9 protein-coding genes are annotated in these 13003 nt (G+C 64.9%); 2 read left to right on the forward strand and 7 right to left on the reverse strand.

Annotation, left to right across the window (positions count from 1 at the left end; all coding sequences use genetic code 11):
* Positions 1 to 151: 151 nt before the first annotated feature.
* Together C8D72_RS15645 and C8D72_RS15650 are read right to left on the reverse strand one after the other, a co-directional pair.
* Positions 152 to 1483: an NAD(P)/FAD-dependent oxidoreductase gene (locus C8D72_RS15645; RefSeq protein ID WP_115855373.1), complete on the reverse strand. Its 1332-nt coding sequence runs from the start codon at positions 1481 to 1483 to the stop codon at positions 152 to 154.
* Between the two features lie 102 nt (positions 1484 to 1585).
* Positions 1586 to 3061, reverse strand: coding sequence for an aldehyde dehydrogenase family protein (locus C8D72_RS15650; RefSeq protein WP_115855374.1), 1476 nt, complete (start codon positions 3059 to 3061; stop codon positions 1586 to 1588).
* A gap of 253 nt (positions 3062 to 3314) precedes the next feature.
* On the opposite strand from C8D72_RS15650, the gene C8D72_RS15655 reads away from it, so the two are divergent.
* Positions 3315 to 4169, forward strand: a complete 855-nt coding sequence (locus C8D72_RS15655) for a GNAT family N-acetyltransferase (RefSeq protein ID WP_115855375.1) — start codon at positions 3315 to 3317, stop codon at positions 4167 to 4169.
* Positions 4170 to 4218: 49 nt separating this feature from the next.
* Here the strand turns inward: C8D72_RS15655 and C8D72_RS15660 are convergent, their stop codons facing one another.
* The 3 genes from C8D72_RS15660 to C8D72_RS15670 all read right to left on the reverse strand — a co-directional run bounded on the left by C8D72_RS15660 (position 4219) and on the right by C8D72_RS15670 (position 9721).
* Positions 4219 to 6228, reverse strand: a complete 2010-nt coding sequence (locus tag C8D72_RS15660) for a hydantoinase B/oxoprolinase family protein (RefSeq protein WP_115855376.1) — start codon at positions 6226 to 6228, stop codon at positions 4219 to 4221.
* Entirely contained in the window at positions 6218 to 8287 is a 2070-nt protein-coding gene (locus tag C8D72_RS15665; RefSeq protein WP_115855377.1) for a hydantoinase/oxoprolinase family protein, read from the reverse strand. The genes C8D72_RS15660 and C8D72_RS15665 overlap by 11 nt, the downstream gene beginning before the upstream one ends.
* Before the next feature lie 96 nt (positions 8288 to 8383).
* The gene (locus C8D72_RS15670) at positions 8384 to 9721 is read right to left on the reverse strand and encodes an NAD(P)/FAD-dependent oxidoreductase (RefSeq protein WP_115855378.1); all 1338 of its coding nucleotides are present in this window, start codon (positions 9719 to 9721) and stop codon (positions 8384 to 8386) included.
* A 202-nt stretch (positions 9722 to 9923) separates the two neighbouring features.
* Between C8D72_RS15670 and C8D72_RS15675 the strand changes: the two genes are divergently transcribed.
* Positions 9924 to 10676, forward strand: coding sequence for an IclR family transcriptional regulator (locus C8D72_RS15675; RefSeq protein WP_115855379.1), 753 nt, complete (start codon positions 9924 to 9926; stop codon positions 10674 to 10676).
* 20 nt (positions 10677 to 10696) lie between these two features.
* Here C8D72_RS15675 and C8D72_RS15680 read toward each other — a convergent pair whose 3' ends face one another.
* Positions 10697 to 11830, reverse strand: coding sequence for an aldo/keto reductase (locus C8D72_RS15680; protein ID WP_115855380.1), 1134 nt, complete (start codon positions 11828 to 11830; stop codon positions 10697 to 10699).
* Between the two features lie 188 nt (positions 11831 to 12018).
* Positions 12019 to 12969: a 3-hydroxyacyl-CoA dehydrogenase family protein gene (locus C8D72_RS15685; RefSeq protein WP_115855381.1), complete on the reverse strand. Its 951-nt coding sequence runs from the start codon at positions 12967 to 12969 to the stop codon at positions 12019 to 12021.
* Positions 12970 to 13003: the final 34 nt, after the last annotated feature.

Genomic DNA, 13003 nt, shown 5'->3' on the forward strand with positions numbered 1-13003 from the left:
GCGATGATTGTTGTGGACGTTGGCCTCCCGCCGGGGGCCATGACTCCATTACAGCACTCCCTGACCATCGCAGGACGCTGAAAGCCCGGGGGCTGTCGGTACAAAACCTCCTTTTTGCGTGGTTGCACAGCACAGCCTGCGGCAGACGGGGTTACATCATCTCGGGCTGGCGGATGCGACTGCCCCGGGCAAACCGGTCAAGATGATAGGGGGTCGGGTCGACCACGGGTGTGGCGCCGGTGACCAGATCCGCTGCCAGCTGCCCGCCGCCGGGGCCGATGCCGAAGCCGTGGCCGCTAAAGCCCGAGGCGACGATAAAGCCCGGGATGGCCTCGACCGGCGAGATGACCGGCACCATGTCCGGGGTGGTATCGATCATGCCGCCCCAGACGCGGGCAATATGCACCCCCTTGAGGGCAGGATACTCCGCGTGCAGCCCGGCCAGCGCGGCGCGCGCCTGCGCCATGTCGGGCACGGGGTCCAGCACGCGCGTTTGTTCAAACGGCGAGACCTGGTCGAATTCCCAGCTGCCGGCGGCTTCGGGGCCGCGAAAAAACGATCGCCCGATGCGCACCTGCAGCTTCTTGGCCAGCTTGCTGCGATAGGCGCCATAGAATTTCGTGGCGTAGCGAAGCCCCTGCGGGCTGATCTCGACCCGGCCAAACCCGGGCATGGCCAGCGTGTAGCCCCCGTCGAGGCGCCGTCGCAGGGCAATTTTCGGCGTGGTCAGACAGCCCGGCGTGACCTGATCACCCGGCGTGGTCTGAAGCGTGGTGCCCATGATATTGGCCGCCGGCAGCTCGACCCCGTGGCGGCGACAAAAGCGCGAACTCCAGGCGCCGCCGGCACAGACCACGCTTGAGGCGCGAATCAGACCGCGCTCGGTCCACACACCGCCCACGCGCCCACCGGTAAGCTCCAGCCCGCGTACGGCGCAGTTTTGATGGACATACGCCCCGCGTTCGCGGGCGCCAAAAGCAATCGCCGGACAGGCCATGGCGGGCTCGGCGTGGCCGTCGGTGGGAGAAAAGACGCCGCCGAGCCATTTCGATGTGGTGCCGGGCGCCTTTTCATGGGCCTGTTCGGCCGTGAGTTGTTGACTGACAAAACCGTGCTCGCGCGCCTTCTCGCCCCAGGCCTCCCATTTGGCCAGGCTTTCGGGGTTGTCGGTGGTGTAGACGATGCCGCTGCGGCGAAAGCCCACGTCGCGCCCGATCTCGCCGGACATCGCCTCCCAGCGGTTCAGGCTGTGCATCGCCAGCGGCAGCTCGAACATGTCGCGGTTTTGCTGGCGCACCCAGCCCCAGTTGCGACTCGACTGCTCACAGCCGATCAGCCCCTTCTCCAGCAGCGCCACCGACACGCCCCGACAGGCCAGCTCGTAGGCCGTGGTGGTGCCCACGATGCCGCCGCCGATGACCACGACATCAACCTGCTCGGGAAAGTCGGGACTGTCGTGCACGGTATCCACATTAACGAACATGTTCGAAACCCTCTTGTCTTGTTGTTGGCATCTCTCATACCGGACGCTTCACTCAGGCGCTGGATTATGACATGGCCTCCGACGTCACGATGGCGCCTCGCCTCAGGGGTTCAGGTCGATCAGCACGCTTTTGTGATGCAGATTGGCCTCAAAGGCGGCGCGCCCCAGATCGCGCCCGATGCCGGAGCGCTTGTAGCCACCGGTGGGCAGAATGTAGTCATTGCTGCGCCCGTAGCGATTGACCCAGACCGTGCCGGCGCTGAGATGGCGTACCGCGCGCAGGGCGCGCCCGAGATCGGCCGTGTGCACCCCGGCGGCCAGGCCGTACACCTCGTGTTCGGCCAGCGCCAGGGCCTCCTCTTCACTGTCAAAGGCCTGAACGGTGAGCACCGGGCCGAAGATCTCCTCATGAACGGCCGGATTATCGCTGTCATCGACCTGCAGGATCGTGGGGCGATAAAAGCAGCCGCCGAACTCCGTTTCAAAGCGTGCCCCGCCGGTGATCAGCTCGGCACCGGCCTCACGGGCGCGGCGGATGATCGACTCGAGACGCCCGGTCTGGGTTTCGGAAATGATCGGGGAAAAGCGTGTGCCGGCCTGCCAGGTCAGTCCCGGCGCGAGATCATCAAACCGGGCGCTCAGCCGTTCGATCATGGGCTCGAGCAATGAGCGCTCGATCAGAAGACGCGAGCCCGCCACGCACACCTGGCCGGCATTGCCGGTAATCGCCGCGGCCAGCGTTTTAGCGGTGCGGTCGAGATCCGGGATATCACCAAAGACCAGCTGCGGGCTCTTGCCGCCCAGCTCCAGCGTCACCGGTTTCGGCCCGGTCTCGGCGCAGGCGCCCATGATGGCGCGACCGGTCACCGTGGAGCCGGTAAATGTGATTTTCGCCACGTCGGGATGGCGACACAACGCGTCCCCCGTGGTGGGGCCATCGCCCTGAATCACGTTGAAAACGCCCGGCGGCATGCCGGCCTCGATGGCAAGCTCGGCCAGCCGCACCGCCGTAAACGGCGTCATTTCGGAAGGCTTTAATACCACGGTGTTGCCCGCCGCCAGCGCCGGGGCCACCTTCCAGCAGGTCATGCTCAGCGGAAAATTCCAGGGGGCGATGGCCCCGACCACGCCCAGCGGTTCGGCAATCTGCATCCCCAGGCTATCGTGGGCGGTGGCGGCCACCTCGCCGCCGTGCTTGTCGGAGAATTCGGCAAAAAAGCGGATGCCTTCGGCGGTATAGGGCACATCCCAGGCGCGCGCCTGATCGATCGGCCGGGTCGAGCCCAGCGCCTCGAGCGCGGCCAGATAGTCGATATCGGCCTCGATCAGATCCGCCCAGCGGCGCATGATGCGAGCGCGCTCGCGCGGGGCACACCGCGCCCAGTTGGCGCGCCTGAAGGCCTGACGCGCGCTGATGACCGCCTCATCAACACGCTCGGCATCGGCGAGCGGCAGTCCGGCATAGGCCTGTCCATCGGCCGGTCGACGCACTTCAAGCGCCGCGTCATCGCACACCTGACGACCATGCAGGAAGTGGGCACAGGGAATCGTGATACGAGCGGGGTCGAAACTGGACATGACAGGCTCTCTCGGGCAGGGAAGGAACACGCCCGGTACTCGGGGCGAGACGCTCCCTTCATGCTACGACCAATGGCCCGGCACGGGGTGCCGAGTGTGATCGCGCCCGGCGCAGTTGATGCGCCAAAGCCGCCCCCATTCGGTCAGATCTGCCGAATTGTGCCGCCCGGTCCTCAATGATGTGGCACGCACGCCGGGTGCATGCGACAGTCCTGCCACCACACGCTGACACCTTCAACGGGAGCCTGCCGTCATGTCTTCACTATCCTCGCTGCCTTCATCCGACGCCGCCCTGAGCGATCTGTACTGGCGCCCACTGCACGACACCGACCTGGCCCCGGCCCATGTACTGTCGCAGGGTCTGGGCTGGCCCCATCGCATCGAGGACTGGGCCATGATGCTCGAGCTGGGCGAGGGGGTAGCGCTGGAGGATCCCGAGGGCACGCTGATCGGCACGGGATTTTGCCTGCCGCAGGGTCAGGCGGCCACGCTGGGACTGGTCATCGTTGATGATGCCTGGCAGGGCAAGGGGCTGGGGCGCGCCATGATGACTCGCCTGATGGCGCTGGCCGGGGATCGCACCCAGTTTCTGGTCGCCACCGTTGCCGGCGCGCCGCTGTATCAAAAACTCGGTTTCACGCCGTGCAACACGGTCTGCCAGTACCAGGGCGTCGTCACGACCGCCGTGCAGGTGCCGGACACCGACGGGCTGCGCGCCGTGACCGACGAGGACCTTGAATCCGTCATGGCGCTGGCGCCCGACAACGCTGTTCACCGCAAGGCCGTGGATCAGGCCACGGAGGGCGCCGTCATCGAACGCGACGGCCAACTGGTCGGTATGGCCCTGCGCCGCCCCTTCGGTCGCGGCGAGCAGATCGGCCCCGTGCTGGCCGAAACGCCAGAGCAGGCCCGCGCGCTAATGGCCTCGCTGCTGGCACGCGCCGAGGGCGCCTTCGTGCGGCTGGATCTGGTGGATCCGGAAGATGATCAATGGCTGGTCGATACGGGGCTTGCCTGCGTGGATCGGGTGGTGCGCATGCGCCGCGGCCCCGACAGCGACGCGGCAGCGCTGGTGCGGTTCGGCCTGATCACTCAGGCGATGGGCTGATCGTTGAGGCCGGATGACAGACATCCGGCCTCGATCGTGCCGAGCGGGTCTACGCCGAGTCACGCTGCGGTGACAGGGCCGGATAGCGTTTCATAAGCTGTTCGAACAGCTCATGAATCACCGCGGCACCCTCGACCACCTCTCCTTTGTCGTAACGCGCCGCCAGGCCATCAAAAAGCTGGTGCTTGATGAAAAATCGCCACGCCACCGGAAGGCTGGCCAGAATATCGGTCAGCGCCGCGTAGCGCTCGCGCGTCCAGCGCGTTTCGAACGCATCGCGGTACGGGCCATAGGCGAAGGGCGCATCGGGCAGCACGCGCGACTGATCACGCATTGACCGGCGCAGCGCCTGCGTCTTTTCCTCGCTGACCCGATCATGATCAAGCACCACGCCGTAGTCGGTTCGGGCCCGCTCGGGCGAGACGTAACCACACCGCACATCCCTGAGCACCTCTTCCGACAGCCGGTCCAGCGGATCGCCGTAGCCACCCGCACCACAGCCCACCAGCCGGATCACGTCACCGGGCTGGCAATGCACGATGTCGGTATTGCCGAGCGCCTCGGCATGGTCGGCCTCCGGATTGCGGGTAAAGCGCGCCGTGGCACCGGCCTGACCGCCCAGAATCCCCCAGGAGGCGAAATGCGTGCGGTCGCGGTTGCGCGCCGTGACCATGGTACCCGGGGAGAACACCTGAAACTCCATGCAAAGCCCCAGCCCACCGCGATAGCGACCCGGCCCGCCGGAGTCCGGTACCAGGCAGTAGCGGTGCATCAGGATGGGCACTTCGGCCTCGTTGATCTCGACCGGCGTATTGCGCAAAAAGGCCACGTTGGCTCCGGAACCGTCGCTGCCGTCACCAAAGGGCATGCCGCCGGCGCCGCCGCCGACCGGACCCAGCGAGGCCATCAGCGTGCGTCCGTCACTGTCCATGGTCTTGACGCTCATGATGGCAAGACCGGCCGCGGCGCAGGCCGGCAGCCGCTCGGGAATTGCTCGGGAGAAGGCCCCGAAGGTCAAAACGTGGGTGAGCTTGCAGGTCAGACTTCGCATACCCACGGCCGCCGGCGCCACGGCGTTGACCACACTGCCCTCGGGCAAAACACAGCGCACCGGCCGGTCCAGACCGGCGTTGAGCAAAATGTCGTCCTGCAGGGTGTAGAGCACATAGTGATAGCCCACCAGCGCCAGAGCGTGGCGCACCATGCCGCCGGTGGGCATGTTGAGCGAGGAGGCCAGCTGCGGATCGCTGCCGGTGTAATCGAGAATGGCCTCCTCGCCGCGAATCTGCAGATTAAGCGCCAGCCGCATCGGCTTGCCCGCCACGCTGTCCTCGTCGGCGTATTCGGCGAAGAAATAGTCCCCGTCGGGGACGGTAGCGATCACCTGGCGGGCCTGGCGTTCAGCGTAATCAAGCAGCGCATCCATGCCGGTACAAAAATCCGCCGTCCCGAAGCGCTCGATGATCTCCAGCACCCGCTTTTCGCCGTTGTGCAGCATCGCGATCTGGGCCATGAGATCGCCCCGGTTCTGCTTTGGCACGCGCACGTTGGCGGCCATGATGTCGAGCAGCGACTCATCAAGCACACCCTCGCGCACGATTTTGACCGGTGGAAAGCGAATGCCCTCCTGCTCGATTTCGGTGAGCGTGCGCGACAGCGAGGCCGGCACGGCGCCGCCCATGTCGGTGTTATGAATGTGGCCGCCGACAAAACAGATCAGCATGCCCTGATAAAAGACCGGCTTCCACATCACGATATCCGGAGTGTGGGTGGCCACGCTGCCGCTGTAGGGGTCGTTGGTCATGGCGATATCGCCGGGGCGATAGTCCTCAATCCGTGACAGCACAGGTCCATAGTCGAGCCCGATATACCAGGTCGCCCCCAGCGTGCGCGGGGAAGCAAAGGCCAGACCCTCGGGTGTGATCAGCGCACACGAGAAGTCTTCGGTTTCCTTGATAAAGGTCGAGTGCGCCGTACGTACCAGGGTGTAGGCCATGCTTTCGGCCGCTGCCACACAGTAGTTGGCAAAGATCTGCACAACGGTGTTGTCAAAGGCCATCGCGGTTCTCCCCGTTCGTTACGGCGTTATTGATCAGATGCAGATTGCCCCAGCCGTCAACGCTGACGGAAAAGCCCGGCAGCACGCTGGTGGTGGTGTCGTCCTGGGCCACGATAGCCGGCCCCTCAAAGCGGTGCCCCGATCTCAGATCGGACCTGCGATACAGCGCCACCCGACGATGGGCGCCGTCCATCCAGGCCTGCACGTGATCACAGGGGCGTGCCGGTTCCCGAGCGGTTTCGATGGTTTTCAGAGTAGGCTTGGGAGTGGGCACGGTGGCGATCAGGCGCAGCGATACCACCTGAATGTCGGCCCCTTCGTCGCGATAGTGATAAAGGCGCTCGTGCTCGCGATGAAAGGCGTCGCGCAGCGCCGACAGCTTCCCGTGGCGAACATCCTCAACGGTCAGGGGCGTTTCGATCTCGAACGACTGGCCCTTGTAGCGCATTTCGGCGGAGAGCGTGAGCTCGGGGGCGGCGTCGCCGGCCTCCTCGACGATCCAGTCGCGTGCTTCGCGCTCCAGCGCTGCCCGGTCCTGATCCAGCCGCTCAAGCGTGGCCTGAGTCAGGTCATACCAGGTGATGCGCACGAAGTCGTTGCGGGTGTCCGCGATCAGACCGCCCAGAGCGCTGAGCACGCCGGGCGTAGTGGGCACGGCAATGGTCTGCATGTGTAGCGTACGCGCCAGATAGCAGGCCAGCATCGGCCCGGCCCCGCCAAAAGGCATCAGCGAAAACTGGCGCGGGTCGATCCCGAAGCGCGATACCAGCCGGCTGATGCCGGCATACATGCCCGAAATCGCCACGTTGACGATGGCCTCGGCCGTGGCTTCCACCGGCTGGCCCAGTGTCTCGGCCAGCTGCCCTACCGCCCGGCGCGATGCGGCAATATCAAGGTTGACCGTGTCGTAGCCCAGCGGTGACTGGCCCAGGATGCCCATGACGGCAAAGGCATCGGTGATGGTGGGCGCCGTGCCGCCGCGCCCGTAGCACACCGGTCCGGGCGTCGAGCCGGCACTTTCGGGGCCGACCTTGAGCACGCCGAGCGTGTCGACACTGGCAATCGAGCCGCCGCCGTCACCGATCGAGGTCACCGACACCGACGGAATATGAATCTGATAGTCGCCGATATATTCACCGGTGGCGTAGCGCGGCGCGCCGCCCACGATCAGGGCCACATCCGCGGTGGTGCCACCGATGTCCAGACTCATCACGTTGTCGATACCGCAAAGCCTGGCCATCCAGGCCGCGCCGATCACCCCCGAGGCCGTGCCGGACAAGATCATCTGCACGCAGTCGGTCTTGCCCCGCTCGGCACTCATGATGCCGCCGTTGGATTTCGTCACCTGCAGCGGCGCGGTCACGCCAGTCTCGATCAGGGCCTTTTGCAGCGAGCCCAGATAGTGCGAAACCCGGGGCTGAACGTAGCCGCCGATCACGGCGGTCACGGTGCGCTCGTATTCGCGAATGGTCGGCCAGACATCGCTGGCGCAGGAGACAAAAAACCCCGGCATCGCCGCCTCGATCAGGTCGCGCACGCGGTGCTCGTGCACCGGGTTGCGGTAGGCGTGCAAAAGCGAGATCACCACACCCTCGCAGCCGGTGCGCTCAAGCCCTTTGATGGTCTCGGCGATGCCGCTCTCATCCAGCGGCGCGATCTCCTCGCCCTGGGCGTTGAGGCGCCCGTCGATGCCAAAGGTGCAGTGTCGGTCGATCAGAGGCGCCGGGCGCACGGACATCAGGTGGTACATGTCCGGCGTCTTGAGACGCGCGATGTTGAGTACGTCCTCGAAGTGGCGATTGGTGATCAGCCCCAGCCGAATGCCGCGACGCTGGACCACGGCGTTAACCCCAACGGTCGTGCCGTGAGTGAAGTGCACCACCTCGGCCGGGTCGATGCCATAGCGCCGTGACAACGTCTCCATGCCGGTGATGACCTCACTGCCGGGGCTATCGGGCCGGGAAAAGACCTTGAGGCTTTCAAGCACGCCGGTCGCGTCATCCAGTACGGCGAAATCCGTAAAGGACCCGCCAATATCCACTCCAATGCGAAGGCCCATGGGCGGCGTACTCCTGTCGTTTGTGGGTCATTGTTTTAAGTGATGCATCGCTGGAAAGGCGCTCAACGCCTGTGCCACGGGCCTGGAGGCGCCGCGTCACGGCCGGCGTGTGCGCTCCTCCTGGCGTCGATCGAGACGGTCGCGCCACTGGTAGTAGCTGCCCAGCACCGGCATGAACCATGGCCTGCCGTGATAGAGCGGATGCCCGGGCAGCGGTGTGCCAAAGGCACTGTTTTCGAGCGGTTCCCCCTCGATGAGATGCCGGGCAAGGCGATGGCCCAGCCAGCTCATGGTCGTAATGCCGCTGCCATTGCAGCCCAGGGCGTAATAGCATTCCGACGCCGTCCGGCCGATATGGGGCAGCGCGTCCAGCGTGACCGCCACGCGCCCGCCCCAGCTGAAACTCACCGACACGTCACGCAGCTGAGGAAAACGCGCCACCATCTGCTGATGCAGCATGCCGGCACTCTGGCGCCGGTTGAGCGGATAAAAGCGCGCCCGGCCGCCGAACAGGAATCGCTTTCCGTCCGGCGAATAGCGGTAGTAGGTCGTCACGCGCCCGGTATCAGCCACGCTGCGTTTTCCGGGAATCAGCGCATGTTGCAACGCCTCGGGCAGGATCTGCGTAGCGATCTGATGGGAGGTGACCGGCACGATGCCGCGGCGAAGCGCCGGTGACAGCGCCCCGGTGTAGCCGTTGGTCGCGATGATCACGCGCGCCGCGTTCAGCCGGCCCTGTGGGGTGGTGAGTCGGTAGTGCGCCCCTTCACGTGTGATATCGGTCACCGGCGTCTGGCTGCACAGCCGAACGCCAGCGGCCTGGGCGGCCGAGAGCAGCCCGGCGTAGTACTTTGCCGGATGAAGCTGGCCGGCCCCGTTGATCAACACCCCACCCACGTAGGCGTCGGTGGCCAGCTCCTCTCTTAACGCCTCGCGTGAGAGCACCTGCACATCGCTGTCGGTCAGCGCGTTGAGTCGTTCGATTCGGGCCTGCCATTTCTCGAGGTGCGCCCGGGTCCAGGCCGGCGCCAGACGGCCCGAGCGGCGGTAGTCGCAGTCGATGTCTTCTCGCTTGATCAGGGATTCCAGAAACCGATAGCCGGCCGCGGCTTCCGTGAGCCTTGCCTCGACGCGTGCCGGATCAAGCGCCGCCCTGCCCGTCATGCTCTTGCCAACGTTGACGCCGCCGGTTACCTGACCACCGCTGAGCGTACTGGCGCCGGCACCCAGCAGACCAGCCTCCAGCACGGTCACCGTCTCGCCATGGCGTGCCAATTCGAGCGCGCAGCAAAGACCTGCATAGCCGGCGCCGACAATTGCCGTGTGTGTTTCACGTGAAACATCCCTCGTTCCACTGTCGTGAGGCTGCCACACCTCCCACCAGTAGGGGGTCTCGCGAAAATCATCGGCCAGAAAGGACTGTGCTGGTGCCATCTCCTGCTCCCGAATGCCCCCTCGATCAACGAGTGGGGAAAGCGCGCCTCACGTCGTGCCATATTATGGAACGCCATGCCATATATAAACGCTACACGCCCGAACCCGCTGCTGGCAACTTCTTTTGCATGTGCGAGTCGGGGTGGGACGAGCGCAGAGCAAGCCGATACACTGTGGCTCTGCACCGAGACATGAGCCGCCAATGAAGAGTCTTTTGAAAAGCCTGGAAATACTGGAGGCGGTCGCCGAACACCAGCCGGTCAGCGTGGGTGAGCTGGCCAAACGACTGTCACTGCCCAAATCAACGGTGCAGCGGGTGCTGCTGACCTTTCACGAGGCGGGCTGGCTGCGCCAGCGTCGTGGTGATATGACCCGCTGGGAGGTAGGGGCGCGGATACTGGGCGTGCGCCCGCCCGAACTCAACGGGGGCAGGCTCTATGCAGCGGCTCGCGAGCCCATGCGTGAACTGCGCGATGCCACCAATGAGACCGTTCATCTATCGATCCCTGACGGGCTCAACAGCGTGGTACTGATCGACCGCGCCGACTGCCAGCAAAACGTGCGCACCTTCAGCCCACTGGGCGATGCGGCCCCCTTTCACGCCACCGCCAACGGCATGGCGATCATGGCGTGGTTGAGTGATCAGGAGATCGACGACATCATTGCCCGCGGTCTGCCCGCCTTTACCGAACAGACCATTACCCGGCCCGACAGGCTGCGCGAGGAGCTCGCGGCCATTCGCCAGCGCGGCTACTCGCTGAACATGTCGAACTACCGACCGGCCATCTGCGCCATCGGCGCCGCCATCATGGATGCCGACAACCGTCCCGTAGGCAGCCTGTGCATCTCCATGCCTCAATCGCGCTATGACCCGGCAAGGCTGTCGCAGTGGGGGCAGCAGGTCGTCGAAGCCGCACGTCGGATCAGCCTGATGCAGCCTGCCGACCCGATCTGACAGGCCGGCAGGTCACGACATCAGCCCGGTACGGGCGCGTCACTCTCGATCAACCCTTCCGATTTCAGCGCGTCCCAGAACTCCGCCGGAATATCGACGGTCATCGAGGCCTGATTTTCGCGGGCATGCTCGGCCGTGCGAGCGCCGGGAATGGTGGCGCCAACCACGTCGGGTGCGGCGGTGAACTGCAGCGCCGCGGTGCGCAGGTTGGTGCCGTGCTCGCGGGCAATGGCGCTGATGCGATCGCGCTGCTCTGCAAAACCATCGGGAATGTCGGTGCTATACATCCAGTGGTTGCTGCCGGCCAGAAAGCCCGAACCCAGCGGCGCGCCGATCACCAGCGACACGTCGCGCTTGCGGCAGGCCGGAAACAGCCGGTCCAGCGCGTCGCGATGGTTGAGCAGGGTGTACTGCGTGGCCTGCAAAATGACATCGGGGTTACCGGCGTCCATGGCGGCCAGGCTCGGCTCAATCTCGTTGACGCCCATGCCCCAGCCGCCAATGATGCCTTCATCACGCAGGCGCTCGAGTTCGGGGATGGCGCCCTTGCGGGCGATTTCGAAATACTCTTTCCACTGCGACCCCATGTCCTCGTTGTCCGGCGACAGATCATGGATATAGGCCAGATCGATCTTGGACACGCCCATGCGCTGCAGACTGTCCTCGATCGAGCGACGCACGCCGTCGGCGGAGTAGTCATAGCGGTAGTCAGTGCGAAGGTTGCCCTTCCACATGCCCACGCTTCCCACCGAAGCATCCGGGGTCAACAGCCGCCCGACCTTGGTCGAGAGCAGATATTCGCTCGGGTCCCTGTCGGACAGGAAATGGCCCATGCGTCGCTCGGAAAGCCCCAGTCCGTACCAGGGGGAGGTATCGAAATAGCGCGTACCGCTCTCCCAGGCCGCCGCCAGCATGGCGCGCGCCTCTTCATTGGAGGTGACCCGGTACATGTTACCCATCTGGGTGCCGCCCACCCCGTACTTGTGCTCGGGGGGAAAGCGGTCCATGGCCAGCGGCGGATTGTTCGGCAGTGCCTCGTCGCGCCGGCCCTGTTCGTTGTCGCCGCCCTTCTCTGCCGCCATGAGTCGCGGTGCGGCCACGCCTGCGGCGGCGGCCACGGCACTCAGGGCCAGAAAATCGCGTCTTGATGCCATAGCGATGTCTCCTGTCGTGACAAATGATGGGGAAAGCCTGGAACAGCATCACCCTGCCAGCCAGTCCCGCCCGGTTATCACGGATCTTCTCTGTGGGGACGCAGGATAAAAAACGCCCGCCCGGCAATGCCGGACGGGCGTCCTGTGGCTACCTGCTCATTCCCTGATGAGTCGGGGCATCCCGCCGGTTATTTCATGGGCGGCGGCCCGAGCTCCTTCATCAGCTCCGAAAGCTTCACGTAGGCCCGGTTGCGCCAGGCGATCAGATCCGGGATGCGCTCGGCCGGCACGTCGGTAAAGCCACCGCCGCTCTTGGTGCCCATCTTGCCCTGCTCGATCAGCGAGCTGAGCGCCTCGGGGGTGGCAAAGCGCTCGGGAAAGTCGGTCTGCAGCGACTGATAGCAGAAGTTGTAGACATCCAGCCCCGCCATGTCGGCGATCGCGAACGGGCCGAAAAACGGCAGTCGGAAGCCGAACGTCGTACGCACCAGGGTATCGATGTCCTCGGCGCTGGCCACACCCTCTTCCAGCAGCTGGGTCGCCTCGTGGAACAGCGCGTACTGCAACCGGTTGAGCACAAAGCCGGTCACGTCCTTGACCGTGGCCGTCTCCTTGCCGGTCTCGTGGACAATGGCGCAGGCCTTTTCGACGATATCGGAAGCCGTGCCTTCATGCGGGATGATCTCCACGCCCGGCACAAACGGCGACGGGTTGGAGAAGTGCACGCCCAGAAACCGCTCCGGATGCGTCACGGCCTCGGACAGTTTGGCAATCGAGATGGTCGAGGTGTTGGTGGCGATGATCGCATCGGGGCGCGCTGCGGCGCTGACGCGACGAAAGATCTCGTGTTTGATATCGATCTTTTCCGGCACCGCCTCTTCGATGAAGTCGGCATCGCGCACGGCGTCCTCGATCGACTCGGCCACCTTCACCTGACGTTCGATGCGCTCAACGGCGTCGCTCGGAAACAGGCCGTCGGCGACGAACTTGCGGGTTTCCTCGATCAGGCGTTCACGGTTGGCCTGCGTCACCTCAAGCGACACATCACTGATCAATACGTCAGCACCGGCCAGCGCCATGACCTGGGCGATACCGCCGCCCATGTAGCCCGAGCCGACAATGGCAATTTTACGTGTCATGAATCCTTTACTCCCTGTACTCATGGTGTCGTCA

It is taken from the genome of Kushneria indalinina DSM 14324 (genome assembly GCF_003385845.1).
GTDB classification, from domain to species: domain Bacteria; phylum Pseudomonadota; class Gammaproteobacteria; order Pseudomonadales; family Halomonadaceae; genus Kushneria; species Kushneria indalinina.

Excerpts from the sequence above, each read along its gene's own strand:
- C8D72_RS15645 (WP_115855373.1), bottom strand. The coding sequence starts at position 1,483 with ATGTTCGTTAATGTGGATACCGTGCACGACAGTCCCGACTTTCCCGAG.
- C8D72_RS15650 (WP_115855374.1), bottom strand. The coding sequence starts at position 3,061 with ATGTCCAGTTTCGACCCCGCTCGTATCACGATTCCCTGTGCCCACTTC.
- C8D72_RS15655 (WP_115855375.1), top strand. The coding sequence starts at position 3,315 with ATGTCTTCACTATCCTCGCTGCCTTCATCCGACGCCGCCCTGAGCGAT.
- C8D72_RS15660 (WP_115855376.1), bottom strand. The coding sequence starts at position 6,228 with ATGGCCTTTGACAACACCGTTGTGCAGATCTTTGCCAACTACTGTGTG.
- C8D72_RS15665 (WP_115855377.1), bottom strand. The coding sequence starts at position 8,287 with ATGGGCCTTCGCATTGGAGTGGATATTGGCGGGTCCTTTACGGATTTC.
- C8D72_RS15670 (WP_115855378.1), bottom strand. The coding sequence starts at position 9,721 with ATGGCACCAGCACAGTCCTTTCTGGCCGATGATTTTCGCGAGACCCCC.
- C8D72_RS15675 (WP_115855379.1), top strand. The coding sequence starts at position 9,924 with ATGAAGAGTCTTTTGAAAAGCCTGGAAATACTGGAGGCGGTCGCCGAA.
- C8D72_RS15680 (WP_115855380.1), bottom strand. The coding sequence starts at position 11,830 with ATGGCATCAAGACGCGATTTTCTGGCCCTGAGTGCCGTGGCCGCCGCC.
- C8D72_RS15685 (WP_115855381.1), bottom strand. The coding sequence starts at position 12,969 with ATGACACGTAAAATTGCCATTGTCGGCTCGGGCTACATGGGCGGCGGT.